This is a genomic window from Paenibacillus sp. M2, assembly GCF_046713495.1.
Classification (GTDB): Bacteria; Bacillota; Bacilli; order Paenibacillales; family Paenibacillaceae; genus Paenibacillus; species Paenibacillus amylolyticus_B.
This window is the reverse complement of record NZ_CP169648.1, coordinates 5,127,731-5,153,059: the sequence shown is the minus strand read 5'-3', so window position 1 is coordinate 5,153,059 and position 25,329 is coordinate 5,127,731. Positions and strand designations below refer to the sequence as shown.

The following is a 25,329-nucleotide window of genomic DNA, read 5'->3' as shown; positions in this document are numbered from 1 at the left end:
ATAAGGGCTATGTTAACTGCAAAAAAAAGGACTGTTCGATGAAATATCGTTCAGTCCTTTGCTGTATTCAGATGAATTTTTAGTTTAAATTAGCCTACGAATAGGAGCGCTGCTGTTCCCCGCCAGATCCCTTGTGGCTGGAACTGCTGGAGCGTTTGCGATAACCTGCAAAGACTACACCTGCAATAACCACAACGATAAATAGAATGCGCAGTGCCGGATGTTCAGTGAAGTAAGGCAAGAGTCGCTGTTCCTCAGTGATCATATTGGAAGCCGTATACCCGAGAACGATGGCTCCGACATAGATAATCCAAGGAAAGTGATTAATTAGCTTGATAAACAGGGTACTGCCCCAGACGATAATAGGTACACTAATCAGGAGTCCAAGGATGACAAGCACGAGATGCTGTTGCGCTGCTCCAGCAACTGCAATCACGTTATCGAGTCCCATGGCTGCATCCGCGATCACAATGGTACGAATAGCGGTCCACAAGGAAGTTCCTGCTTGGACATCATTGTGTTCATCTCCCTGATCCGCCAATAATTTATAGGCAATCCAGATCAGAAGTATGCCTCCCACAAGCAAGAGCCACGGAACTTTAAGCAACCATAAAACAACAACTGTTGCTAAAATTCGAATTAAAAGTGCGCCGCCAGTTCCATATAGAATCGCCTTTTTCTGCACGGAAGGGTGCAAATTTCGAGCTGCGAGACCAATGACGATGGCATTATCCCCAGCCAGAATTAGATCAATAAAGACAACGTTCAGCAAAGCCAGCCAGAATGTGGGACTAAATAGCTCCATGATATATGTCACTCCTTATATACGGTTCAATCATTAAGAATAGCATGGACAACTCTGACATACAAGTTAATGTGGGGGGATGAGGACATGGATACACTATGGCTGTTAACTGAAATTTTAATGATCAATCTGGTATTAAGTGGAGATAATGCGGTTGTTATTGCGCTTGCCAGCAAGGATCTGCCACCAATACAACGCAAAAAAGCGGTATGGTGGGGAGCTTTTGGTGCCGTACTGCTGCGTTGTGTGTTAACCTTTGTAGCGGTATTATTGCTGGGAATTCCCTTTATCCAAGCGGCAGGTGGTCTGTTGCTACTCTGGATTGCAGTAAAGCTGCTGCTTCAAAATGATGATGAGGTACATATTCGAGAAGCTTCTACGACTTGGAAAGCTATTCAAACCATTCTGATCGCGGATTTTGTAATGAGTCTGGATAATGTTTTGGCCATAGCGGCTTTGGCAGATGGAGATTTGGCTTTGATCGTCATCGGGATTGCAATCAGTATCCCCATTGTTGTATGGGGGAGCGGGTTAATTGTTGGTTTGTTGAAGCGATTTCCGATTCTTGTATTCGTTGGATCAGGCATTCTGGCTTTCACAGCAGGTGAGATGGTGATGAAAGACCCCAAGTTAGGAGAATGGCTGGGAGGTATGGCATCAGAGGTGCATACGCTGTTACCCGTAGCCATGGCTTGTCTTGTGGTTGCGATTGGAGGCGCACATAAATTTGTGCGGAAGAACGCATAGTTTAATTTTGGATAAAAGCTTGAACATATGACCGTCTGAACCGTCCGGTTTAGGCGGTTTTGTGGTGAGAGGATACGCTTGTCAATACAACAATCATTGGGCTGGTCATAAGTTGCACATTTTAGGGTAATACAGATAAAGGACGCACGCAAAGTGCGACATAGAGTATAGTTTTTTGCCGAAACATCGGATACACTAGAAGCATGATTACAGGTTTGAAAAACAACAGTCAGCATGGAATGCGTATCGTTTATGAAGAAATAAAGTACATAGCCATAGTATAAGAGGTGATTGAGGATGAGAAATGAAAAAGCGATTGGACTATTTATTGTAGCTGCGGGAATTATTATTCTGCTTGGCAAGTTTGGCGTGTTTGGATTTATTGGTCGTAATTTCTGGCCTTTGCTGATCCTGCTGCCAGGCATCGCCCTTCATGCGTTATATTATGCGCGTATTTCACCATCGTGGTCACTCGTTCCTGCCGGCATACTAACGGTGTATGGTGTTTTATTCAGTATAACGAATACATGGGGTGCTGGACTTATGAGCAGGCTGTGGCCAGCATTCTTGCTTGGGATCGCCATAGGGTTACTCGAATATGGAATGGCTGAACGACGAAGACCGGAATATGTGTTACCTGCAGCTTTGATCTTTGGTGCGGTGTCCATCATATTATTCGGATTTACCCTGCTGCAAACGGGAATAATCTATGTACTTGCTGTCCTTTTGATCTTGGGTGGAGTTTGGTTATTACTTGGACGAGGACGTCAAGGGAGAGGCTGGTAACATTCCCAGTGGTCTTTTCGTGCGAAATATCTTGATTTTTACCTATAATAAACTATAATATAAGGGATATAGACATGCGTCGGGATATCACCGACGCTTATTTTGTGAGTAACCTGCGAAATTGCGGGAAGTTTAAGTAGATATGATTTGAAATTGGAAAGGATATGGATACAAAACATGCATTCAAGAGAACACATTCGCAATATTGCGATTATTGCCCACGTCGACCACGGAAAAACAACACTCGTTGACAAGTTGCTCCAGCAATCCGGTACTTACCGAGATCACGAAACGGTACAGGAGCGCGTAATGGACTCCAACGATTTGGAGCGTGAACGCGGTATTACGATTTTGGCCAAAAACACGGCTATAACTTATAAAGATTACCTGATTAATATTGTGGATACACCAGGACACGCCGACTTCGGTGGTGAAGTGGAACGTATCATGAAAATGGTTGACGGTGTATTGCTCGTTGTTGATGCTTATGAAGGCTGTATGCCACAAACGAAGTTTGTACTTCGTAAAGCACTTGAGCATAACCTGACACCAATCGTTGTTGTAAACAAAATTGACCGTCCAGCGGCTCGTCCGACTGAGGTTATTGATGAAGTATTGGACCTGTTCATTGAACTGGGTGCCAACGATCAACAACTCGAATTCCCTGTTGTATATGCTTCCGCGTTGAACGGAACATCCAGCATGGATAATGATCCTGCCAAACAAGATGACAACATGATGGCGATCTACAATACCATCGTTAGTCATATCCCACACCCTACCGAAAATGTTGAAGAACCACTTCAATTCCTCGTTACTTTGATGGACTACAATGAATACCTTGGCCGTATTGCCATTGGTCGTGTTAACCGCGGTGTGATCCGTCAAGGACAATCGGTAACGGTTATTATGCGTGATGGTAAGAGCAAAACTGCACGTATCGAGAAACTGTTTGGTTTCCAAGGTCTCAAACGTATTGAGACGGAAGAAGCAGGAGCAGGCGACATCGTTGCCATTGCAGGGATCAAGGACATCAACATTGGTGAAACCATTGCCGACCCTAACAACCCGGAAGCTTTGCCAGTTCTGAAAATTGATGAGCCAACACTGCAAATGACGTTCCTCGTGAACAACAGTCCATTCGCAGGTCGTGAAGGTAAATGGGTAACTTCCCGTAAACTTCGTGAGCGTTTGTTAAAAGAATTGGAAACAGACGTTTCCCTTCGTGTTGACGAAACGGATAGCCCAGATGCATTTATCGTTTCTGGACGTGGTGAGCTTCACTTGGGTATCCTGATTGAAAATATGCGTCGTGAAGGATATGAGCTTCAAGTATCCAAACCAGAAGTTATCGTAAGAGAAGTTGACGGTAAGAAAATGGAACCTGTTGAGCGCTTGTTGATTGATATCCCTGAAGAGAGCATGGGTTCCGTAATGGAGAGCCTGGGCGCACGTAAAGCAGAGATGGTTAACATGGTTAACACAGGTAGTGGTCAAGTTCGTCTGGAGTTCCTGATTCCAGCACGTGGTTTGATCGGATATAGCACCAACTTCCTGACATTGACTCGTGGTTACGGTGTAATGAACCATGCATTTGACAGCTACGCTCCAGTAGTATCCGGTCAAGTGGGTGGACGTCACCAAGGCGTGTTGATCTCAACTGAAACGGGTACATCTACGTTCTATGGTATGATGGGCGTTGAGGATCGCGGTACGCTCTTCTTGGAGCCGGGTACTGAAATCTACGAAGGTATGATTGTTGGTGAACATACACGTGACAATGATATCGTTGTTAACATCTGCAAAGAAAAACAACTGACTAACGTTCGTTCTTCCGGTAAAGATGATACGGTTAAAATTAAAACTCCGATTATCTTCTCGTTGGAACAGGCGCTTGAATATCTGAATGAAGATGAATATTGTGAGATTACACCAAAATCTATTCGTCTTCGTAAGAAGATCCTGAATAAATCCGAGCGTGAACGTGCAGAAAAACAACGCAAAATGGCTTCTAAAGCTTAATAACAACAAAATAATTTATATAAGCTAGCATTTGATGAAACACACATGCACCATCGACGTTGATTACAACCCACTAAAGTAGTGGAGGATACGGAATCGATTCTGTAGGAGCGAAGCGTTCGCCTTTATCCCCGGATTTTACCATTGAAAAATGGATCAAAAAAATCTGGGGATAACAGCGACCAAAAGAACGATCCGAATCCGAAACGGTCACATAGAGAGCTTTGTAATTAATGTTGTTGGTGGTGCTCCATCAACCAGTTAACTTATATCCTAGCATGAACACGAAAGGAGCTGGCTGTGCATGCAAGCATGGTTCGCATCACACCCGATCGTAGCCTACATCGTCATCTTTGTATTGATTACTTACGTATATAACAAGGTGTTTCGGGTACGTCAGAAATTGCCACTTGGTAAGGAAATCGTTCTCTATATTTTGATGGCGATGGGCACATTCATGCTTCTTATTTTTCAGATCGACAAGCTTCCCATCATTCAATGTTTGTTGGTCGCGGTTGGTTTGATGTTGTTAGTGAGAGTGCGTTATTTTATCGAAGGCCGTCAAAAGAAAAAAGCGGAAGCTGCCGCTCGAAACTCATAAATCCTGTCTTGTACAGACCATCCGTTTTCCTTAGGGAAAGCGGTTGTCTTTTATTTAGACAAAAACAGATGTGATAAAGGTGTTGAAGATATGAACTCAAATTCGAACGGACTGCCTCCACGGAGACAGGCACCAACGCAATCCGGTGCTTCTGGATCGAAGAATGGCAAGGGCAAGCAGCCTAAGAAGAAAAAGAGAATGAATGCTTTTGGCAGAATCCTTTTAAGTCTATTGGTTATTGCTATTGTGGTAGGCGGTGGATATACGTACTGGGTATACAATCAAGTCGTGGATACAGGCATCGATAAACCGGTACCTCCCGGGATGTCAGCCACAACCAAACCGATCACGATGCTGTTATTAGGCACAGATAACCGTCCTGAAACGGGCACATATCTCTCGGATGTTGTTATGGTAGCTTCGTTGAATCCGGAGACCAAGACGGCAACCATTGTATCTTTGCCACGAGACACGCGTATTCAATTGGATGGGTACAAATCCAACAAGTTGAATTCATATTATCCGAGGTTTAAAGCACAAGAGAAAACCACTGGCAAAAATGCAGAGGATCAGATGAAAGAAATGATGGGCAAGTATTTGGATGTAGATATTAATTATACAACCGTCCTGAATTTTCAGGCGTTCCGTGATGCTGTTAATGCCGTGGGTGGCGTGGATGTGACTGTGGATAAAAATATGTGTTATAGAGATACAGCCGATGGTACAGATATCAATCTGGTCGCAGGGGCACAACATCTCGATGGTAAAGCAGCACTAGATTTTGTTCGTTACCGCAAATCCAATTGTAATCCGAAGACTGATGAATCCAACGACTTTGATCGTAACAAACGTCAAAACCAAGTGCTGAACTCCATGCTGGATCAGATGAAATCTCTTGGGGGTATTACAAAGATCAGCAAAGTGATTGGTGCAGTTGACAAGAATATGACGACAGATGTGGAATCGGAACAAATGAAAAACTTTATCTCGACGTATTGGAACATTTCCACTTCGGATGTGCATTATACTCCGGTTACTGGAGAGTGGAGAAGTCCATATGTGTATATTAATGAAACGGAACTCGCCAATGCCAAGCAGGCTTTACAAGATACACTTTCAGGTAAAGTAACGGCCTCACCTTCAGGCGAATAACCTTCATTCTTTTAGGATTGGAAGCACGTTAATCGGTATGCTATAATAACATAAACCAAGTACAAGAATTGCATAAAGAAGGTTAGGGGGCTGGTTGAATGTCCGAAGCCGTCACACAATTAACTGAATCTCTTTTACAGCAATTCAAGAATGAGACCTTTGTGCTTTTGAGCACAGTGGATGTAGAATCCGGAGGTCCGACTTCAACAGCCATCTCCTGGATTTATGCGGAGAATGCTTCTACTTTTCGTGTAGCGATCGATCATCGTTCACGTTTAGTGAATAACATGATGACTAATCCGCTCATTACGGTTACTGTCTTTGGAGAAGAGACGGTGTACGCAGTGAACGGACGTGCTGCGGTACGACAAGATCCGCTACTGGATGTTCCATTTAATATGTGCTGTTTCGACATTACCATTGAAGCGGTGAGGAATGCTCTGTTTTACGGCGCTCAATTGTCCTCTGTGCCTCAATATGTCAAAATATATGATCAGCGTGCTGCTGAGAAATTAGATGAGCAGGTTTTTGCTGCCATGAAAAAAGCCTAGTGAGAGATCACTGGGCTTTTTGTTGTCTTTTGTCTGATGAATGCAGCTGCTGCATTTGTTGTTTTTGACTCACGTGTTCATCCGGATTTTGACGGACTTTGACGTCTTTCGGGAGTTGAGGGATAATTCGTCCCACCATGTCAGCGAGTTCTGAAGCAAAACCCGAAATTGGGTGCCCTTGACGAATATGTTCACCGATCTCTTTAATTCGTTCAGTGACATCTGCATCAGCAGTAACGATGGAATCTATACCTTCGGGGTCTTTGCGAAGTGCTTCGGCAACAGCGTACTTAATGGTACCCACCCGAGCACGTTCCAGTTCACCATCAACATCGATGCCAACTACGGCTGTATTACCGAGTATGACGCAGTTCGCATCTTCAACACCTTCTACTTGCTTGGCAAGGGCTTTAAGGTGATTGATTCGTTTTTCATTTGGCATCCGGCCACTCTGTGCATCATCAGCAATGTTGGTATCATGGACTTCACCTGTATTCTCATTGAGACGATCCAAACGTGAAGGATTCATCCGATCTTCCTGTGCATTGAGCATGTGAGATCCTTTCCCTTGATCTTGCTGAGTTGTTACATTTCCTCCGTAGCTTCTTGGATGTGACGTATGCGGTTCCTGAGAAGCGCTGCGTGTGGAACTGTTGCAACCTGTAAGTATAAAGATCAGAAGCAGCGTGCAAACCCATATTTTCATAAATGTTCATCCTTTCTTGGAGTTTTTCAGAATGGTTGACAATTATTTTGCCCTAGTCGAATACATTTATGTATGGGATCATGATTGTCCATGCCGCTGCTGAAAGATCACACTATTCATGCCTTTAACGACGCCGCTTTGGAGGGGATTGAATGAAAAAGATTTTTGTATTGGATACCAACGTGCTTCTGCATGACCCCAATGCCATATTTGCCTTTGAGGAACATGAGGTAATCATTCCCGCGGTTGTACTGGAGGAGATCGACTCCAAAAAAAGAAATGCTGATGAAATTGGGCGTAATGCCCGTAATGTATCCAGACTGTTAGATGGATTACGAGAGCTGGGTCACTTGCACAGTGGGGTACCTTTGGCTAATGGAGGTAACCTGAAAGTAGAGCTGAATCATCGGAGTTTCGTGAAAGTTCAGGAAATGTTTGGTGAAGTGTCCAATGATAATCGTATTTTGGCTGTCGCACTGAATTATCAGATTGAGGAGAATGAAAAGGAAGTAGTCGAACGTCAGGTTGTGCTTGTCAGTAAAGATGTACTTGTGCGTATTAAAGCGGATGTACTTGGTCTGTTCACACAGGATTACTTATCAGATCGGACGGCAGGACTCAGTGAGTTATATCCAGGATATACGGCCCTAAAAGTTCATCCGTCAGTGATTGATGAGTTTTACACATATCGTTTTTTACCAATCAAACCGTTGCAGTTGTCTTATTCGTTGTATCCGAATGAATTTGTCATTCTTAAAGATGAGATGGGAACCAATAAATCGGCTTTGCTTAAAGTGAACACAGAGGGAACAAAGCTGGAGCCGCTTTTCCTCAGTAATGATAATGTCTGGGGCATTAGCGCACGTAACGCACAACAACGTATGGCATTGGAACTGCTTTTGAATGATGACATCCCGCTTGTTACCATCACTGGTAAAGCCGGAACAGGGAAAACCTTGCTGGCACTTGCAGCAGGTCTGCTTAAGGTAGAGGATGATCATAAATACAAAAAACTGTTGATCGCTCGTCCTGTCGTTCCGATGGGGAAAGATATCGGTTATTTGCCTGGTGAGAAGGAAGAAAAGCTTCGTCCATGGATGCAGCCGATTTATGATAATCTGGAGTTTCTGTTTGACACCAAAAAAGCCGGAGATATCGATAAAATCCTAATGGGGCTTGGCAGTATTCAGGTGGAGGCTTTAACGTATATTCGTGGAAGATCGATACCTGGACAGTTTATCATTATTGATGAAGCCCAGAATCTGTCGCGCCACGAAGTGAAGACCATTGTATCAAGGGTCGGTGAAGGCAGTAAAATTATTTTGATGGGAGACCCCGAGCAGATAGACCATCCGTATCTTGATTCTGCGAGTAACGGCCTGACGTATATCGTGGAACGATTCAAACAAGAGGGAATCAGCGGACACATCATGCTCGAAAAAGGAGAACGGTCCAAGCTGGCACAGCTTGCAGCTGATTTGTTGTAAAATTCAGGGGATTTATTTCCCGGAAAATGTTGTTATTAAAGCCGGCTCCTGGAGCCGGTTTTTTGCTGAAAAAATAAGTAAGTGTTATTACACAGAACTCGATATGCTCGTATTATGCAAAAATCAGAAAAAGTGTTTTTCGGCAGGGTAGGACAAGAGCACTACTTATTTGTTACAATAATTGCTGCAGGAAAAAACTAGGTGGAACAGGGAGGGAAGTTAATGAAGCGTAGACATCAGGTTGTTTTGTTCGCGGTATTGCTGCTTTCGTTAACGATCTTGTCGCCGAGTTTTGACTTTAGAGGTTCGCAGCTCAATCAGGAACGCGATCAGGAGAAGGATGCTTTTCCTGGGTCTTCGTCCCGTAACGAAGATGCTCAAGCTCCGCTGGAGATTGTAGTCGCCATGTCAGATGAAGAGTTTCAAGCCTTTCAAAAAATAGCTAAAGAAGTTGCTGCTTCCCAGCTGGTAGAGATTAATCTTCGGAATGAGAAGCCGGATACATATAAGCATGTTTTGGATCTTGAATTTTCACTAGGAGAGAACGGTGATGTTGTTCTGCTTGATAGTGAGGAAGTGCAATACTATGCCCAAAAAGGGTACCTGTATCCGTTAAACGGAACAACATTATCAAAGTCGCTTGGAGATACGGTAGTTGGATTACGGGGAATGACAGAGTGGAATGGTTATCAATGGGGGATGCCTTTTGATTTTGATCCGTACATTCTGGCTGCACAATCTTCATTTCTGAAGAGAGCTGGAATAGAGTCATTACCTCACAATAAAGATCAGTGGATCAAACTTACTCAACAAGCCATTGCCGAAGGAATCCCTTTAATTACAATGAACATCAATGATATGTACGGGACAAATGCGTGGTTAAATCATTTGGAACCGAGGATGGCACCTGATCAAGTTAATCAAACGCAATTAGATTCGCAACCGGGGGATCTCCAGCAGGGCATTCAATTGATGAATCACATTCAACCTCATATAATGGCCCAGTCTACCTATCCGATGTTCTCATCAACTGCTGATGAGAATAACATACCAATGGTTGTATCCTTGTTATCTCAATTATTAAGTGCTGATCAATCGAGTACAGTTCATAAAGATTCTTTGGAGCGCATTTCTTTTGAATCCTTGGAAACTGTAAGCTCCAGAAGTCTTGTCATTACTTCGGGTTCGGTTGAGGCAGAGGAGGCCAGTAGATGGATTGAAGGAATGACGTCCGCTACGATACAGTTAAAATGGTACCAGCAGGTCAACCGGTTGCCGGCAAAGCAACAGGAACTGGATTTGGAGTCTGATAAACTTGCTCGACGTTATGAAATGGCAAAGAGACATTCATGGTTCTCAACTACCCAAGATGCCCCCGCCGCAACAACCGAAAGTCATGATCTAATCACTCGTTTTCATAAAAAGGTACAACAATTCTTAAAGGGAGAGATTACAGCGAATCAATACGTAAATAGTATTAGAACGACGAACTAACCTTTAAGTTCCTGTTCAAAAAAAAGTCTGGATTTTAACTTTAATGCCAGGGATGCCATTAGGCATCCTTTTTAATTTAAGCAGACTTTTGGAACAATCTCTTTAAAATGATATAGCTAGTTTTACTTCCAGTATGCCTTCACTTGTTGAAACATCGGTTGCTTTCACAAACGAGAGGATTTTCTGTGGATAGAACCCAAGGTCAAATTCTTTTTCCAGCATTCGGCGAGTGGTGTCTGGTAATTCAAGCTGGTTGAATACAAGTTTGTCCACATGAAAACGAATGGAGTTTTGAGGTTCATTTTCTACCGTATAATGTCCTTCAATGCTTAATTGCAACTGATCCCGCTGACCGGAAGCTATGATCTTATCCTGATTAAACTGAAAGGCAAAGTCTTCAAAGATGGGATTTTGCGAACGTAAAAATGCATTAAGCTCATCCTGCCCAATACGAATCGTATACGTTGTTCCAGTTGTGGATATGCCTCCGTTTTGTTTTTGGATAAAGTCAGGCAGGTTCTGCATGGCAGATGCCAATGCTTTGAAATATCGTTTCACCTCATAGATGCCGATATTCTCCCAATAGAGGGTCAGTTCATCCATCAGTTTCTGAATCGCTGCCGCATCTCCGCTGGTGGCTATTTGGGCATCTACTTCTTTTTGCAAGGTGACTACACGTTCCCGCTGGTTTTGAAGATTAGTCTTCATTTCGGTTAGTTCTGCTGTAGTCTGACGAATCTGAGTGGAAGTCTGTTGCAGGTTGCGGTACCAGTCCTGATACTTGTCCAGCACAGCCTGATCCCGTCCAATAATAATCTGGTAATAATCATACAGTACAAACAGGTCTTTGAATGACCGGGCTCCCAGGACAGTCATAAGAAGACTGTCGCGTTCTCCAGTATAGTAGGACCTCACTACAGCTCCGGCCCGATCTTGCTGAATATGTATCTGTTCTTCTTGATCCTGAAGCTGGACAGATAATGTCTCGTATTGTTGAGCCAGCTGCTTCTGTCTGCCTGCGATACGTTCAATTTCATGATCGATTTCAACGATGGATAGACTTTTTTGCAATATCTCACGTGTATCCTCAGGTGAAGACTCTCCATAGGCATAGGTTGAGGATAGTTGCAGGAATACGATGATGCATAATATAAATGCGGCAATGCCGTTATGACGTCTCACCGATCATTCTCCTTTCCACTTCTTCAATGACAATAGTACAGGCTAGTTGTCTTCCAGACAATATATGAAACAATTACGTGAATTATCCTTAGTGGTTACATAACACCATGAACAACCATTTAATCTGAACACAACAAAAAAGCAACCCGACAGATATCGGATTACTTTGATGCTGCAGGTGGATTATAGCGGCAAACCCATTTGGAATACGGTCCAGTAGCTGAACCCCGTGAATGTGACGATCATATAACCCCAGAAGAGCAATATGTACGTTCTTTCAGTAAATTTCAAGTATCCCAAAATGACAAAAAACGCAGTCTGCAGGAAAAAAAGCAAAGCCATTTCGACCAGATCTCCCGCAAAAGCCATCAGGCCAATCGCAAGCGTGAAGAACCCGAGTACCCGAAACATGCGTGCCACGGTAAATCCTCCTCTCCTAAGTACGTTCATAGATTGTCTACACAACATTATACCGGGAAAGGAAAAACGTGTAAACAAATTTGGATATGAAAGCGAATTCTTTTTTTGCTCAAAGTAAGTATAGAGGGATATGTTTTACGTGAGTCACGTATGAGCAAGCCTGAATGTGGAAATACATTTTAGTATGAAATCAATTCTATGAACTCTATGAGAGGCATAAGAATGAATGAAGCAGCTTTTATACCTAATTCACATACCGGGCTTCCGGTAATGCGGACGGTTATTTTAGGATGTTGTTAGGAGGGTATTATAGCATGACTGCAGTGAGACAGGATGCTTGGAGTACAGAGGACGATTTGATATTGGCTGAGGTTACTTTGCGTCATATTCGGGAAGGCAGTACACAATTGGCCGCTTTTGAAGAGGTAGGCGAAAAAATAGGCAGAACATCTGCCGCATGCGGTTTTCGCTGGAACAGTTGTGTACGTAAAAAGTATGATTCTGCCATCAGTAACGCCAAGGCACAACGACAAAAACGAAGTTATCTCAGAAAGCAACCAGCTATGCTCGGACCGCAGGTTGCAGCATTGTCTACCCTGGACACTGAAGAACATCTGTACAAATCAGATGGGATTTCAGACGATTCATTATCGATGGATGCAGTAATCCGCTTCCTGCGACAATGGAAGGGAACAGTGCAGGAGAGCAATCGTCAACTCAAGATGCTGGAGAAGGAGCTTCGCGAGAAAGAAGATGAATTGCTTGAACTACGTCTTGAGAATGACCGTCTTTCCAAGGAAGTGAATGAAGTGCAGACGGATTACCGTGTGGTGAATGACGACTACAAAGCTTTGATTCAGATTATGGATCGGGCTCGCAGACTCGCATTCTTGTCCGAAGAAGAAGAGGAACTTAAGACACGTTTCAAGATGGATGCCAACGGAAATCTGGAACGAATTGAGTAACAAATTCAGACGTTTGATTTGTGAAAGTCAGGTATAAACCCGCCACACCTCCGTTACAAAACGGCAGGTATGACGGGTTTTTAGTTTGGTGTTTTTGTTCTATTATAGATAATAGAAGAGAAACTACTGAAGCGGAGAGGAGTGCATCATATGATCATTGACATCGTAGGAGCGGGGGCACTGGGTCTTTTGTATGGCGGGAAACTGCTGGCGTCAGGTAACCAGGTCAGATTTTGGACCAGAACAACAGCTCAGGCAGACCTCCTCAGCCATAATGGAGTAACCATTGTAGAACAAGACGAGGAGATACATATTCTACCGGATCAAATACAGGCGAAACCAATAACTGAGCTGACTGACACATGGAAGAATACACCAGGAGAATGGTTACTGCTCATGGTTAAGCAGACAAGCATGGATGATTTCATTCATGAGATGAGTCCATTACAAGATCATGTGCTGAATATCGCTTGTTTTCAGAATGGGATGGGCCATCTGGCAAAACTTCAAGCCGCTTTGCCAAAGTCGCTTCTGTGTAGTGCAGTTACAACAGAAGGTGCGAAGCGTACACAAAGTCAGGTGACTCGTGCAGGTACAGGTGAAACCAGGCTGGGGAGGTACAACATACATATAGTAGCTTCTACCTCTATAGAGGAGAAGAGAACATTTACTCTGTCGGGATCGTTGCAGCAGGCAGGATTTGACTGTACAGTGTCGAATGAAATCGATAAGCTGATATACAGGAAACTATTGATTAATTCAGTCATTAACCCGCTCACGGCAGTATGGCGAATCCCTAATGGAGAATTGATCGTTAAAGAAGAACGAAAGAGGCTAATGCGCCAGTTATATGATGAAGTATTGTTAATCTACTCTGCAAGTGGAATATGTTTGGATCAGGATATGTGGGATCAACTGATATCGGTCTGTCGTTCTACTGCCACGAATACTTCCTCCATGCTCGCAGATGTTCTCGCTGGACGTGGTACAGAAGTGAGGTCAATTAACGGTCATATTGTAAATATGGCGCAGAAGTTGGACCTTGTTGCACCTACACATGAAATACTGCTTCATCTGATTGAAGGAATGCAACCGGAAGGAGTGAATTAATGGGACTTTTTATTGTGTTGAGCATATTGCCCTTTTTTCCGTTCTTTCTTGTCTATTGGGGCATGTACGTATGGAAAAAAGACAAACGGAACGCCATGCGGATGGCAATGGATGTAACTACTTTTTTTCTTGTTTTTTCAGTATCGGCGTTATTCAACTTAACATTTGATTCGAGTTTTGGTTTTTATCTGACATTATTACTCATACTACTAGCACTTGGATTTATCGGAGGTGCGCAAAATCGACTAAAGGGGAAGGTCGATGGGGGGAGGATGTTCCGGGCCGTATGGCGCATGGCCTTCATCATTATGAGTTTCGGGTATATTTTGTTTACTTTATTTGGATTATTTAGATACTTCATGAAACAGATGTAAGGTTACATAACGCAAAAGAGGCAAAAAATGTGTCGATTTTGTCGAATACTGAAAAAAACATTACTTTCTGAAAAAGTAATGTAGATTTTTTTGACCGGTGGTTGTATAATCTATAAACATATAAACCATATCAATTTAGGGGGAACGTGTTAGATGAAAAGGAAAAGTCTATTAGTCCTTTTGACGCTGATTTTGGCGTTCGGTACCGTACTTGCAGCGTGCGGATCGAAAAACGAAGGCACAGGTAACACCGATACTGGTTCTGCAAACGAAGGAAATGGTCTTGCTAAAGATCAAATTCTGAAAATCAACCTGTCAGCTGAGCCTCCTACGTTTGACCCGGCTCAAGCAAAAGACAGCCAAACTAACACAGTTTTGAAATTCTTGTATGAAGGTCTTGTACGCATCGATGCTGATGGAAAAGAAGCTCCAGGTGTTGCTAAAGACTGGACAATCTCCGAAGATGGGTTGAAATATGTTTTCAACCTTAACCCGGAAGCAAAATGGAGCAACGGTGATGCACTTACTGCTGAAGACTTTGTTCGTTCTTGGGAACGTGCTTTGAAACCGGAAACAGCTTCTCCATATGCTTACCAATTGTACTACATCAAAGGTGCAGAAGGCTTTAATATGAGCCAAGACAAAGACTTCAAAGGTACTAAAATCACAGATTTCTCACAAGTAGGCGTTAAAGCTACTGATGAGCACACACTTGAAGTAACGTTGGAAAACCCAACACCTTACTTCTTGGGTCTGACAGCATTCTACACGTACTACCCAGTACATGCATCTGCTGATACCAATGACAAATTCTTCACAGACTACAAAAACATGATCGTTAACGGCCCATTTGTAATGGATCAATACGCTAAAGGTCAAAAAATTGTTGTGAAGAAAAACGAAGGCTATCATGCAGCTGCTGACATCAAATTGGCTGAAATTAATATGTCCCTGACAAATAGTAGTGCTTCCGAACTGCAAGCTTACAAATCAGGACAATTGGACTACACTGGTGCACCTAACGGTGAAATTCCATCCGACCAAATTCCTTCTGTAAAAGCGGAATTGCCGGACGAGTTCAAAGCTACTGGTATTGCAAGTACGTACTACTACCAGTTCAACGTAAACGAAGCACCATTTAATAATGCTAAAATCCGTAAAGCATTTGCAATGTCCATTAACCGTCAGCTGATTGTTGACAAAGTAACACAAGGTGGACAAATTCCAGCATTCGGCTTTGTACCTCCAGGTATCCGTGGTGAAAACGGTGAATTCCGTGATGAGCACAAAGACGATTACTTCACTGAAAATGTGGACGAAGCTAAAGCATTGCTTGCTGAAGGTATGAAGGAAGAAGGCTACACAACACTGCCAGCAGTGACTTTGATCTACAACACAAGTGACGGTCACGCGAAAATCGCTTTGGCGGTTGCTGACATGTGGAAACAAAATCTTGGTGTTGATGTGAAAACAGAAAACCAAGAGTGGAAGGTCTTCCTAGATAACCGTCAAAAACAAAACTTCCAAGTTGCTCGTGCGGGCTGGTCTGCTGATTACAACGATCCGTTCAACTTCTTGGAAATGTGGAAAACTGGAAATACAAACAATGACTCCAAGTTTAGCAACGCACAGTATGATAAAGACCTCGAAGATACTGTAAAAACAACTGATGTTGCTGCACGTATGAGTGCTTTTGCTGACGCAGAGAAAGTTCTGATTCAAGATGAAATGGGCGTTATGCCAATCTATTACTACACTAACGTATCTTTGACTAAGCCTTACCTGAAAGGTGTACAACTTGATTTCAGTGGAGCTATTGACTACACTCGTGCATATCTGGAAGAGAAATAAGTTGTTCTGAAGTCTAATATGATTACTTCGGGATATATATGTGGAATTCCATATATATCCCGATTTTTTTGTATGTGCACCGATTTTCCTTATAATTCTTGAAATTTCCGATAAATGGATTGGACTTTATTTCTGTCTAATTCTACAATCGATTTGTATACAAAATATTGTTTGTGGAGGTGTGCAAGGGTTGGTTAAGTACGTATTGAAAAAACTACTATTTATGCTGCTATCTCTTTTCATACTCGCATCAGCTACCTTTTTCCTGATGAAGGCCATTCCGGGTGATCCTTTTACATCCGAAAAAAGAGTATCACCTGAAATTCGGGCCCTTCTTGAGGTGAAATATGGTCTGGACAAGCCGATGTATGAACAATACCTGAAGTATATGGGTGGTATTTTAAAGGGAGACTTCGGGGTTTCAATGAACTACCTTAATCAAAGCGTGTCTGACATGATTGTCCAGACTTTCACCGCTTCGCTGAAGCTTGGAATCTTTGCGATCATTATCTCCATTATTGTTGGTGTGTTGCTGGGTCTTCTGGCAGCGGTTTACCATCGCAAATTGCTTGATGATGTCACGATGGTCTTTGCCGTTATAGGTATTGCTGTTCCGAGCTTCTTGCTTGCTTCACTATTGCAGTATCTCTTTGCTACTAAATTAGGCTGGTTTAACGTTATGGGCTTTGATGGTCCATTGGATTATGTTCTTCCGGTTGCAGCGCTATCTGCATCTCCGATTGCTTTTATCGCTCGTTTGACGCGTTCAAGCATGCTTGAAGTATTACATGCAGATTATATCAAAACAGCTAAAGCCAAAGGTCTGAAATGGCCTGCAATTATGTTTAAACACGTTGTAAGAAACGGTATTCTACCAGTAGTAACTTATGTTGGTCCAATGACAGCGAATATCATCACAGGTTCCGTTGTAATTGAACAGATCTTTAACATCGGGGGAATTGGTAAAGTATTCGTAGAGAGTATCACAAACCGTGATTACACTATGATCATGGGGATTACGATTTTCTATGGTATCCTCCTGATGTTGGCTCGTTTCTTTACGGATATCGCTTACGTGCTGATTGATCCTAGAATTAAGCTGGAAAGCCGGAAGGGGGCATAACGTTGTCTGGCACGAATAATAAAAAGAATGAAACGGCGAACACGAACCTGACTAGTCAGGCAGCGGTTAAACCGCAAGAAAGTGTATCCCTTTTTAAAGATGCCATGTACAGACTTGCAACCAATAAGGCTGCTATGATCAGTCTGAGTGTATTGGTTCTTGTCGTGATTTTCTCTTTGATTGGTCCAACTTCTTTGTTTACAAGTTATAATTATTATTCCAATGATTTGTTGAATGCCAATGCAGCGCCGAGTGCGGAGCACTGGTTCGGTACGGACGAGCTTGGTCGTGACGTGTGGGTAAGAACTTGGGTAGGAGCACGTGTATCCCTTACTGTAGGTTTGGCCGCAGCCTTGATTGACCTTGTTATCGGGGTTATTTATGGAGCGATCATGGGTTTCTACGGTGGACGTGTAGATGGAATTATGAACAAGTTTTCCGAAATCCTTTACTCATTGCCGTACATGCTTGTTGTAATTTTGTTGCTGGTTGTACTGGAACCAAGTCTGACAACGATTATCATTGCCCTCACCATCACAGGCTGGATCAGCATGTCATGGATTGTGCGTGGTGAAATTATGCAACTCAAAAACAGAGACTTTATTCTTGCTGCAAGGTCCATGGGAGCAAGCACAGGGCGTCAATTGTTCCGTCATTTGCTACCCAATGCAATAGGACCGATTCTTGTAACATTAACATTGTCTATTCCAAATGCAATCTTTGCCGAAGCGTTCCTGAGCTTCCTTGGATTGGGTGTATCAGCACCAAGATCTTCACTTGGTTCTATGATCAATGATGCACTTACAGGCTGGACGCTATTCCCGTGGCGGATGTGGTTCCCAGCAGGTCTGATGGTTCTTACAATGCTTGCATTTAACTTGCTCGGAGACGGTCTGCGCGACGCACTAGATCCGAAATTACGTAAATAGAAACAGGAGGTGGGATTATGGAGCCGATTTTAACTGTCAAAGACCTGAGTGTGTCGTTCTCAACACGTTCTGGTGAATTTGATGCCGTTAAACATGTGAGTTTTGAACTTGGCAAAGGAGAGACGCTGGGGATCGTAGGTGAATCGGGTAGTGGTAAGAGTGTTACCGCCCAAACCATCATGAAATTGATTCCCTCCCCGCCTTCGAAGGTCAAAAGCGGAGAAATTACTTTTCACGGGCAAGACCTGCTGAATAAGACAGACAAACAAATGGAAGCGATTCGTGGTAAAGATATCGGTATGATCTTCCAAGATCCAATGACTTCATTGAATCCTACCATTAAAGTTGGTAAACAAATTACTGAAGTATTGCGCAAGCATCAGAACATGTCCAAACAAGCGGCGAATAAAGCGGCTTTGGAGATGCTGGAACTTGTAGGTATTAAAAATGCGGCTATTCGCATGAATCATTATCCTCACCAATTCTCTGGTGGTATGCGTCAGCGTGCCATGATTGCGATCGCGCTTGCATGTCGTCCATCTCTTCTGATTGCGGATGAGCCGACAACTGCACTTGACGTTACAATTCAGGCTCAAATTCTGGATGTCATGAAAGACATGCAGCAAAAGCTGGGAACATCGATCATGCTGATCACGCATGACCTTGGTGTCGTAGCGGGTATGTGTGACCGTGTTGTTGTTATGAAGGAAGGCGAAGTTGTTGAAACAGGAACAACTGCTGAAATCTTTAGTAACCCTCAACATCCATACACCATTAAATTGCTGAATGCTCTGCCTCGTCTGGACGAGCCCAAAAAGGAAAAACCAGCTCCGGCTGGTATTATCAAAGGCAGCAATAAGCCTCTGGTACAAGTGAAAAACTTGAAACAGTACTTTAATTTGGGTAAAGGTAACATTCTCAAAGCGGTCAATGACGTAAGCTTTGATATCTTTGAAGGTGAAACACTTGGCGTTGTAGGCGAGTCTGGCTGTGGTAAATCAACAACAGGTCGTACCATTCTTCGTCTTTATGAGCCAACTGGCGGAAATGTTAACTTCAACGGAACGGATATCTATAAGTTGTCCCCGCGCAAAATGAAAGAAATGCGTAAAGATATGCAGATGATCTTCCAAGATCCATATGCATCTCTTAACCCGCGTTTTAATGTTATGGATATTATCGGAGAGTCACTCGATATTCATGGCCTGGCTTCCAGCTCTAAAGAGCGCAAGAGACGAGTGGAGGAACTGCTTGATCTTGTAGGTTTGAATCCAAGTCATGCACTTCGTTATCCACATGAATTCTCCGGTGGTCAAAGACAACGGATCGGGATTGCGCGTGCACTTGCTGTAGACCCTAAATTCATCATCTGTGATGAGCCATTGTCTGCACTGGATGTATCCATTCAGGCGCAGGTCGTTAAATTGCTTGAAGAACTTCAGCAACGTCTCGGCTTGACATACCTGTTTATTGCGCATGACTTGTCAATGGTTAAACATATCAGTGACCGTGTAGCTGTAATGTACATGGGTAAAGTGGTTGAGCTCGCAGAAAGTGAAGAACTGTATGCGAACCCTGTCCACCCTTACACCAAAACATTGCTTTCCGCGATCCCTGTACCTGATCCGGAAGTGGAAGCGAACAAACGTCGCATCTTGCTGCCAGAAGAGCATATGAGCCCGATTCAGAATGGATCTGGCGGTCCTGCAAATGATCCGTACAACCTGGAAAATTCTCAATTGATTGAGGTTTCCAAAGGTCACTGGGTTGCAGAACCTTACGTATAATAGGAATATTAAAGCGATATGCTATTATTGATGTATTAAATGCCGCCGACTCGTTCGGCGGTTTTTTTCGTATTTTGATCACTTTCTTTTGACGAAGCGGCCTTGAATTCGGTACAATCAAGAAAGGCTCTTTGAAGCAGAATAGGAGGCAGACCTCATGAACGGTATTACCGAGGCACTCCGCAGCGGATCAAGACTTGCAGAAGATTATATCTGTTCAAGAGACGCTGCGCGTGGCCTTTACGAGTATGACATTCGCTGGGAATCAGGACTTCAGGCGCGTGCCGAGTGGGTGGATCAATCGGAAAACACACGTATTGATCGTCGTGATCTGGCAGAGTATTTACGTATATATAATAAGCGGGTGAACGACCATGGAGAGGTTCATGCGTCCATCACACGTCTTGCAGAACAAGATGCACTAGTGGTTACAGGAGGACAGCAGAGCGGTCTGTTGACCGGACCTCTGTTCGTCATATACAAAGCCGCCAGCGTAGTGGCAGCTGCGCGTGAAGCGGAAGAAAGACTTCAACGCCCGGTAGTCCCAGTATTTTGGATTGCCGGTGAAGACCATGACTGGGATGAGGTTAACCACACTTATCTACCTGATCATCAGGGAGACATGAAGAAGGTTAAGTTACAAGGACGATTCGCAGGAAGGGATTCTGTGAGTAATGTTCATGTGGATTCGCAGCAGTGGGTGAATGTACTCGAACAGGTGGAACATCTTTTACCTGATACGATACATAAACCAGGACTGATGAAATGCATCACAGAGATCCATCAATCCAGTTCAAATCTGAGTGATGCGTTTGCTCGCATGATATCTGCCTTGTTTGCCAGTAGTGGACTTGTTCTAATGGATGCATCGGATCCAGATTTACGCAGGTTGGAACAGCCCGTGTTTGAGCGGTTGATACGAAAAAATGAAGTGCTGCGCAGCGCATACACACAAGGTGCTTCGCTGGTACAACAAGCTGGTTATGCTATGCCTGCAGAAGTAGCGGAGGATGGAGCCAATCTGTTCTATATTCATGAAGGTACGCGTCTGCTCTTGTTGTTGAAGGACGGTCTATATAGTGATCGCAAAGGTTTGGTTTCTTTCACAGAGGAACGTTTGCTTCAGGAACTGGGAGAACATCCGGAGCGCTTCAGTAACAACGTATTGACACGACCATTAATGCAAGATTCCGTGTTGCCTGTAGCCGCTGTTATTTTGGGGCAAGGTGAAATTGCATATTGGGGTTTGACTCGGGAAGCATTCCGTCAGTTCGGCCTGCAAATGCCCATTTTGTTGCCGCGGTTGTCTTTCACCATTATGGAAGATGTTCATCACAAACATATGAAACAATATGGACTTTCTTTTCAGGATGTTCAATATCATATGGAAAAAAAGAAGGAGCAGTGGCTCGCACAGCAGGAGACGTTCCAGGTAGATGAACAGTTTGACAAGGTTCAGGAGGCGTTTCTTGATCTGTATGGACCGTTGCTAGATGAGATTGCGGAGATTCATCCTGGGCTGGAACGAATTGGCGATACCAATTTGAGTAAAATCAACGAGCAAATGCAGTATCTGAAACAGCAGACTCACAAAGCTATCGAAGATAAACACCATGTGAGTCTAAGGCACTGGAACGGCATTCAAAACTCCTTATTCCCAATGGGCAAACCACAGGAACGAGTACATAATGCACTCTTTTACCTGAATCGTTATGGCACCGAGTGGATCGATGAACTGATTAAGGCCTCAAGTGAATTCCTTGGAGAGCACAAGGTTATTGCACTATAGAGCTCTTTATAATAGAAGAAACACATAAACAAGGAGGATATGAAATGACTACACCTGCGTTGCAAAACAGTATTGTTAAAGATATGGGACTCGCTTCAGAGGGTCATCTGAAAATAGACTGGGTAGAGGCACATATGCCGGTATTAAACCGCATTCGTCGCCAATTCGAACAGGATCTGCCTTTCAAAGGTTTGAAGGTCGCGATTTGTCTTCATCTGGAGGCAAAAACAGCTTACTTGGCAAAAGTGATCCAAGCGGGTGGGGCGGAAGTAACGATTACGCACAGTAACCCATTGTCTACACAAGATGATGTCTGCGCAGCATTAGTGGAAGACGGTGTTACAGTATATGCGAAATACAATCCGGAACCTGCGGAATTCAAATCTTTGCAACTGCGTGCCCTTGAAGTGAAGCCTGATCTCATTATTGATGATGGCGGAGACTTTGCAACCATTATTGCATCCGAGCGCCCTGACCTCGCAGCAACAATTCGCGGCGGAGCAGAAGAAACGACAACGGGTATTATTCGTTTGAAAGCATTGGCGAAAGAAGGCCAATTGAAGTTTCCAATGGTTGCAGTTAATGACGCATACTGCAAGTATCTGTTCGATAATCGCTACGGTACAGGACAATCTGCATTCGACGGAATTATTCGTACAACCAACTTGGTTATCGCTGGTAAAAACGTAGTGGTAGCAGGTTATGGCTGGTGTGGTAAAGGTGTAGCGATGCGCGCCAAAGGTCTTGGTGCGAATGTGATCGTAACCGAGATCGATCCAATCAAAGCGGTAGAAGCACACATGGACGGGTTCCGGGTCATGACAATGGTGGAAGCCGCCAAATTGGGCGATTTCTTTATTGCGGTTACAGGCAATAAGGATGTTATCACAGGGGAGCATTACGATGTGATGAAGGATGGAGCGATCCTGAGTAATGCAGGTCACTTTGATGTTGAAGTGAATAAACCTGAACTGGCTAAACGTTCGGAATCGATTCGCACAGTTCGCCGCAACATTGAGGAATATCGTTTCAAAGACGGTCGTAAGATGTACCTTCTTGCAGAAGGTCGTCTTGTGAACCTGGGTGCAGCAGATGGTCACCCTGCCGAAATCATGGATACGACGTTTGCCTTGCAGGCACTTGGTCTGCGTTATGTGAGTGAGAATTATGAAAACTTGGGTAAAAACGTTGTTAATGTACCTTATGATATTGACCAGCAGGTTGCCAGCTATAAACTTGAAAGCCTGAATATTGGCATCGACTCCTTGTCAACTGAGCAAGTGAAATACCTGGATAGCTGGAAATTTTAAGCACTATCCAATAATTACAAGCTGATGAAATGATTCAATAGGTATAGAATGGTTTATTGATGATATGGCTCATGTGCGGGTAGACATACGATTGCCCGTTTACGGGAAGCGTCTTTGATCCTGAGTGACAGGATCAAGGACGTTTTTTTATGCTGAAAAATTAAAAAATCAAGTCATGCAAGAAGGGTTTTGATTTTTTTGTGCGAATCTATTATGCTTAGGTGGTGGAAAGTGGGGCAAAGTGGGAGAAACGGGTGAGGAGTGAGTGGGCCAATGTTTATGGGGGAGTTCCAACATAGCATTGATGATAAGGGTCGGGTTATCATTCCGGCTAAATTCCGCGAATCTCTGGGATCGTCTTTCGTTGTCACACGGGGTTTGGACCAGTGTCTTTTCGTGTACCCCATGGAGGAGTGGGGGGTCATGGAACAGAAGCTCAAAGCACTGCCATTGATGAAATCTGATGCACGTGCGTTTACCCGGTTTTTTTTCTCGGGTGCAACCGAATGTGAACTGGACAAACAGGGCAGGGTAAATCTGCCGGGCAATTTAAGAGAGTATGCCAAGCTGGACAAGGATTGTGTTGTTCTTGGCGTGTCGAACCGGGTGGAGATTTGGAGCAAAGGCATATGGGAGAGTTATTTCAATCAATCCGAAGAAGCATTCAACGACATTGCCGAAAAGCTGGTCGATTTTAATTTTGATTTATAAAGTCAGGAGGGGTGCAGGTTGTTTCACCACATAACCGTACTCAAAGAAGAGGCAACAGAGGGATTAAACATCAAGCAGGACGGTATATACGTGGACTGCACTTTAGGCGGTGGCGGACATAGCTCCGTGATTGCTTCCAAGCTCGGTCCAGGGGGACGTCTGATCGCACTTGATCAGGATGATTGGGCTTTGGATAATGCTCGCGAGAAGCTCGCTGCTTATGGAGAACGTGTAACATTGGTGAAAACCAATTTTCGGGATCTGGAACAGGTACTCAAGGATCTGGATGTACCAATGATGGATGGTGTGCCACAGGTCGACGGTATTTTGTACGACTTGGGTGTGTCATCTCCGCAATTTGATGAAGGAGAACGTGGATTCAGTTACAATCACGATGCTCCGCTCGATATGCGAATGGACCAGGATGCAATGCTGACGGCCAAAGAGATTGTGAATGAGTGGCCAGAAGAAGAGATTGCTCGAATTTTGTATCGCTATGGTGAAGAGAAGTTTTCGAGAAGAATTGCCCGTGTTATCGTCGGAAAACGAGCGCAGTCTACCATTGAGACGACAGGTGAACTCGTGGAACTGATCAAGGAAGGCATCCCGGCGGCAGCTCGACGTACTGGTGGACATCCTGCCAAACGCAGCTTCCAGGCACTACGCATTGCTGTCAACGATGAGTTGGGTGCGTTTGAGGAAGGTTTGCATCAGGCTGTTCGTTGTCTGGCACCAGGAGGACGTGTATCTGTTATTACCTTCCACTCCCTTGAGGATCGGATATGTAAACAGATTTTCAGCAGTTATCTGGAAAAATGTACATGTCCACCCGATTTTCCGTTGTGTGTATGCGGCGGCAAGGGGACCCTGCGATTAGTTAACAGAAAACCGTTGATTCCAACGGAAACGGAATTGACCGAAAATTCACGTGCTCGTTCAGCCAAGCTGCGCGTAGCCGAGAAATTGTAGATCAAGAGTGGAGGAGAGAATCGGAGTATGGCATATACACGTGGTAATCTCGCTGTAAAAGAAAAAGCGTCCCAGGAACGTGTGACCCAGCAACGATACAAAGAAACCACCAAAGTGGTGACCCGTCGTACGGGTCTTCCGGCGCGCGAGAAGATTTTGTATCTGATTACCCTGGTTGCAGTTATCCTTGTTGGAGGAGCCTTGATGTCTCGTTATGCTCATATCTACGATCTGAACAAGCAGGCGCAGTCCACTATTTCGGATATCAAGGTGTATGAAAAGACGATCGCAGACCTGCAGGTGGAAAAAGAAACATTGAACAACCAGGTTATCGAAAATGCAAAACAACTTGGTTACGTTGAAGCTTCCGGTAAGGATGTCATTTATGTACCTCGCTCAACAAGTACGAAATCAACTGGTACTGAGTCGTCCTCGAATACAGCAAGCAGTAAGTAAAG

The 25,329-nt window shown here is 43.9% G+C and carries 24 protein-coding genes; 20 read left to right on the top strand and 4 right to left on the bottom strand.

Features of this window, described 5'->3' with window-relative positions; genetic code table 11:
• Window positions 1-94: 94 nt before the first annotated feature.
• Window positions 95-805 (bottom strand): TerC family protein, encoded by a 711-nt coding sequence (locus ACETMN_RS23855; protein ID WP_047843768.1) that lies wholly within the window; start codon window positions 803-805, stop codon window positions 95-97.
• 87 nt (window positions 806-892) lie between these two features.
• Between ACETMN_RS23855 and ACETMN_RS23850 the strand changes: the two genes are divergently transcribed.
• From ACETMN_RS23850 to ACETMN_RS23825, 6 genes are all read left to right on the top strand, one after another.
• On the top strand, window positions 893-1,552 hold the full coding sequence (locus ACETMN_RS23850; RefSeq protein ID WP_091014030.1) for a TerC family protein: 660 nt from the start codon (window positions 893-895) through the stop codon (window positions 1,550-1,552).
• Between the two features lie 291 nt (window positions 1,553-1,843).
• Complete coding sequence (locus tag ACETMN_RS23845) at window positions 1,844-2,338, top strand: hypothetical protein (protein WP_091014032.1); 495 nt, start codon at window positions 1,844-1,846, stop codon at window positions 2,336-2,338.
• A 177-nt stretch (window positions 2,339-2,515) separates the two neighbouring features.
• On the top strand, window positions 2,516-4,360 hold the full coding sequence (gene typA, locus ACETMN_RS23840) for a translational GTPase TypA (RefSeq protein WP_036614992.1): 1,845 nt from the start codon (window positions 2,516-2,518) through the stop codon (window positions 4,358-4,360).
• Window positions 4,361-4,664: 304 nt separating this feature from the next.
• Entirely contained in the window at window positions 4,665-4,961 is a 297-nt protein-coding gene (locus ACETMN_RS23835) for a YlaH-like family protein (protein ID WP_036614990.1), read from the top strand.
• A gap of 90 nt (window positions 4,962-5,051) precedes the next feature.
• The gene (locus ACETMN_RS23830) at window positions 5,052-6,113 is read left to right on the top strand and encodes an LCP family protein (protein WP_091014035.1); all 1,062 of its coding nucleotides are present in this window, start codon (window positions 5,052-5,054) and stop codon (window positions 6,111-6,113) included.
• 98 nt (window positions 6,114-6,211) lie between these two features.
• Window positions 6,212-6,664, top strand: coding sequence for a pyridoxamine 5'-phosphate oxidase family protein (locus ACETMN_RS23825; protein ID WP_091014036.1), 453 nt, complete (start codon window positions 6,212-6,214; stop codon window positions 6,662-6,664).
• A 7-nt stretch (window positions 6,665-6,671) separates the two neighbouring features.
• On the opposite strand, the gene ACETMN_RS23820 is transcribed toward ACETMN_RS23825, so the two are convergent.
• Window positions 6,672-7,370, bottom strand: coding sequence for a YhcN/YlaJ family sporulation lipoprotein (locus ACETMN_RS23820; protein WP_091014038.1), 699 nt, complete (start codon window positions 7,368-7,370; stop codon window positions 6,672-6,674).
• Between the two features lie 152 nt (window positions 7,371-7,522).
• Between ACETMN_RS23820 and ACETMN_RS23815 the strand changes: the two genes are divergently transcribed.
• The gene (locus ACETMN_RS23815; protein WP_024628438.1) at window positions 7,523-8,857 is read left to right on the top strand and encodes a PhoH family protein; all 1,335 of its coding nucleotides are present in this window, start codon (window positions 7,523-7,525) and stop codon (window positions 8,855-8,857) included.
• 222 nt (window positions 8,858-9,079) lie between these two features.
• Entirely contained in the window at window positions 9,080-10,351 is a 1,272-nt protein-coding gene (locus ACETMN_RS23810; RefSeq protein ID WP_411735209.1) for an extracellular solute-binding protein, read from the top strand.
• Window positions 10,352-10,453: 102 nt separating this feature from the next.
• On the opposite strand, the gene ACETMN_RS23805 is transcribed toward ACETMN_RS23810, so the two are convergent.
• Both ACETMN_RS23805 and ACETMN_RS23800 read right to left on the bottom strand, forming a co-directional pair.
• Window positions 10,454-11,533: a hypothetical protein gene (locus ACETMN_RS23805; RefSeq protein ID WP_411735208.1), complete on the bottom strand. Its 1,080-nt coding sequence runs from the start codon at window positions 11,531-11,533 to the stop codon at window positions 10,454-10,456.
• A gap of 183 nt (window positions 11,534-11,716) precedes the next feature.
• The gene (locus ACETMN_RS23800) at window positions 11,717-11,953 is read right to left on the bottom strand and encodes a DUF2626 domain-containing protein (RefSeq protein ID WP_076332330.1); all 237 of its coding nucleotides are present in this window, start codon (window positions 11,951-11,953) and stop codon (window positions 11,717-11,719) included.
• A gap of 314 nt (window positions 11,954-12,267) precedes the next feature.
• Between ACETMN_RS23800 and ACETMN_RS23795 the strand changes: the two genes are divergently transcribed.
• From ACETMN_RS23795 to ACETMN_RS23740, 12 genes are all read left to right on the top strand, one after another.
• Window positions 12,268-12,918, top strand: a complete 651-nt coding sequence (locus tag ACETMN_RS23795) for an RsfA family transcriptional regulator (RefSeq protein ID WP_076211575.1) — start codon at window positions 12,268-12,270, stop codon at window positions 12,916-12,918.
• Window positions 12,919-13,068: 150 nt separating this feature from the next.
• Window positions 13,069-14,028, top strand: a complete 960-nt coding sequence (locus tag ACETMN_RS23790; protein WP_091014045.1) for a ketopantoate reductase family protein — start codon at window positions 13,069-13,071, stop codon at window positions 14,026-14,028.
• On the top strand, window positions 14,028-14,402 hold the full coding sequence (locus ACETMN_RS23785; protein WP_091014048.1) for a DUF3397 domain-containing protein: 375 nt from the start codon (window positions 14,028-14,030) through the stop codon (window positions 14,400-14,402). Before ACETMN_RS23790 ends, ACETMN_RS23785 begins: the two co-directional genes overlap by 1 nt.
• 153 nt (window positions 14,403-14,555) lie before the next feature.
• Window positions 14,556-16,253, top strand: a complete 1,698-nt coding sequence (locus tag ACETMN_RS23780; RefSeq protein ID WP_074095857.1) for a peptide ABC transporter substrate-binding protein — start codon at window positions 14,556-14,558, stop codon at window positions 16,251-16,253.
• A gap of 190 nt (window positions 16,254-16,443) precedes the next feature.
• Window positions 16,444-17,376: an ABC transporter permease gene (locus ACETMN_RS23775; protein ID WP_074095856.1), complete on the top strand. Its 933-nt coding sequence runs from the start codon at window positions 16,444-16,446 to the stop codon at window positions 17,374-17,376.
• A 47-nt stretch (window positions 17,377-17,423) separates the two neighbouring features.
• Window positions 17,424-18,305 (top strand): ABC transporter permease, encoded by an 882-nt coding sequence (locus tag ACETMN_RS23770; protein WP_370511422.1) that lies wholly within the window; start codon window positions 17,424-17,426, stop codon window positions 18,303-18,305.
• 17 nt (window positions 18,306-18,322) lie between these two features.
• The gene (locus tag ACETMN_RS23765) at window positions 18,323-20,092 is read left to right on the top strand and encodes an ABC transporter ATP-binding protein (RefSeq protein ID WP_091014049.1); all 1,770 of its coding nucleotides are present in this window, start codon (window positions 18,323-18,325) and stop codon (window positions 20,090-20,092) included.
• Between the two features lie 157 nt (window positions 20,093-20,249).
• Entirely contained in the window at window positions 20,250-21,881 is a 1,632-nt protein-coding gene (gene bshC / locus ACETMN_RS23760; protein WP_091014051.1) for a bacillithiol biosynthesis cysteine-adding enzyme BshC, read from the top strand.
• Window positions 21,882-21,925: 44 nt separating this feature from the next.
• Window positions 21,926-23,191, top strand: coding sequence for an adenosylhomocysteinase (locus ACETMN_RS23755; RefSeq protein ID WP_091014053.1), 1,266 nt, complete (start codon window positions 21,926-21,928; stop codon window positions 23,189-23,191).
• Window positions 23,192-23,464: 273 nt separating this feature from the next.
• A complete protein-coding gene (gene mraZ, locus ACETMN_RS23750) occupies window positions 23,465-23,902 on the top strand; it encodes a division/cell wall cluster transcriptional repressor MraZ (RefSeq protein WP_091014054.1) in 438 nt (145 codons plus the stop codon).
• 18 nt (window positions 23,903-23,920) lie between these two features.
• A complete protein-coding gene (gene rsmH / locus ACETMN_RS23745) occupies window positions 23,921-24,871 on the top strand; it encodes a 16S rRNA (cytosine(1402)-N(4))-methyltransferase RsmH (protein ID WP_091014057.1) in 951 nt (316 codons plus the stop codon).
• Between the two features lie 27 nt (window positions 24,872-24,898).
• Window positions 24,899-25,327 (top strand): hypothetical protein, encoded by a 429-nt coding sequence (locus ACETMN_RS23740; RefSeq protein WP_036614881.1) that lies wholly within the window; start codon window positions 24,899-24,901, stop codon window positions 25,325-25,327.
• Window positions 25,328-25,329: the final 2 nt, after the last annotated feature.

Coding starts and splice junctions, on each gene's coding strand:
- ACETMN_RS23790 (WP_091014045.1), top strand. CDS start 13,069: ATGATCATTGACATCGTAGGAGCGGGGGCACTGGGTCTTTTGTATGGC.
- ACETMN_RS23850 (WP_091014030.1), top strand. CDS start 893: ATGGATACACTATGGCTGTTAACTGAAATTTTAATGATCAATCTGGTA.
- ACETMN_RS23820 (WP_091014038.1), bottom strand. CDS start 7,370: ATGAAAATATGGGTTTGCACGCTGCTTCTGATCTTTATACTTACAGGT.
- ACETMN_RS23795 (WP_076211575.1), top strand. CDS start 12,268: ATGACTGCAGTGAGACAGGATGCTTGGAGTACAGAGGACGATTTGATA.
- ACETMN_RS23785 (WP_091014048.1), top strand. CDS start 14,028: ATGGGACTTTTTATTGTGTTGAGCATATTGCCCTTTTTTCCGTTCTTT.
- ACETMN_RS23825 (WP_091014036.1), top strand. CDS start 6,212: ATGTCCGAAGCCGTCACACAATTAACTGAATCTCTTTTACAGCAATTC.
- ACETMN_RS23740 (WP_036614881.1), top strand. CDS start 24,899: ATGGCATATACACGTGGTAATCTCGCTGTAAAAGAAAAAGCGTCCCAG.
- ACETMN_RS23810 (WP_411735209.1), top strand. CDS start 9,080: ATGAAGCGTAGACATCAGGTTGTTTTGTTCGCGGTATTGCTGCTTTCG.
- ACETMN_RS23815 (WP_024628438.1), top strand. CDS start 7,523: ATGAAAAAGATTTTTGTATTGGATACCAACGTGCTTCTGCATGACCCC.
- ACETMN_RS23830 (WP_091014035.1), top strand. CDS start 5,052: ATGAACTCAAATTCGAACGGACTGCCTCCACGGAGACAGGCACCAACG.
- ACETMN_RS23855 (WP_047843768.1), bottom strand. CDS start 805: ATGGAGCTATTTAGTCCCACATTCTGGCTGGCTTTGCTGAACGTTGTC.
- ACETMN_RS23765 (WP_091014049.1), top strand. CDS start 18,323: ATGGAGCCGATTTTAACTGTCAAAGACCTGAGTGTGTCGTTCTCAACA.
- ACETMN_RS23835 (WP_036614990.1), top strand. CDS start 4,665: ATGCAAGCATGGTTCGCATCACACCCGATCGTAGCCTACATCGTCATC.
- ACETMN_RS23780 (WP_074095857.1), top strand. CDS start 14,556: ATGAAAAGGAAAAGTCTATTAGTCCTTTTGACGCTGATTTTGGCGTTC.
- bshC (WP_091014051.1), top strand. CDS start 20,250: ATGAACGGTATTACCGAGGCACTCCGCAGCGGATCAAGACTTGCAGAA.
- typA (WP_036614992.1), top strand. CDS start 2,516: ATGCATTCAAGAGAACACATTCGCAATATTGCGATTATTGCCCACGTC.
- mraZ (WP_091014054.1), top strand. CDS start 23,465: ATGTTTATGGGGGAGTTCCAACATAGCATTGATGATAAGGGTCGGGTT.
- ACETMN_RS23755 (WP_091014053.1), top strand. CDS start 21,926: ATGACTACACCTGCGTTGCAAAACAGTATTGTTAAAGATATGGGACTC.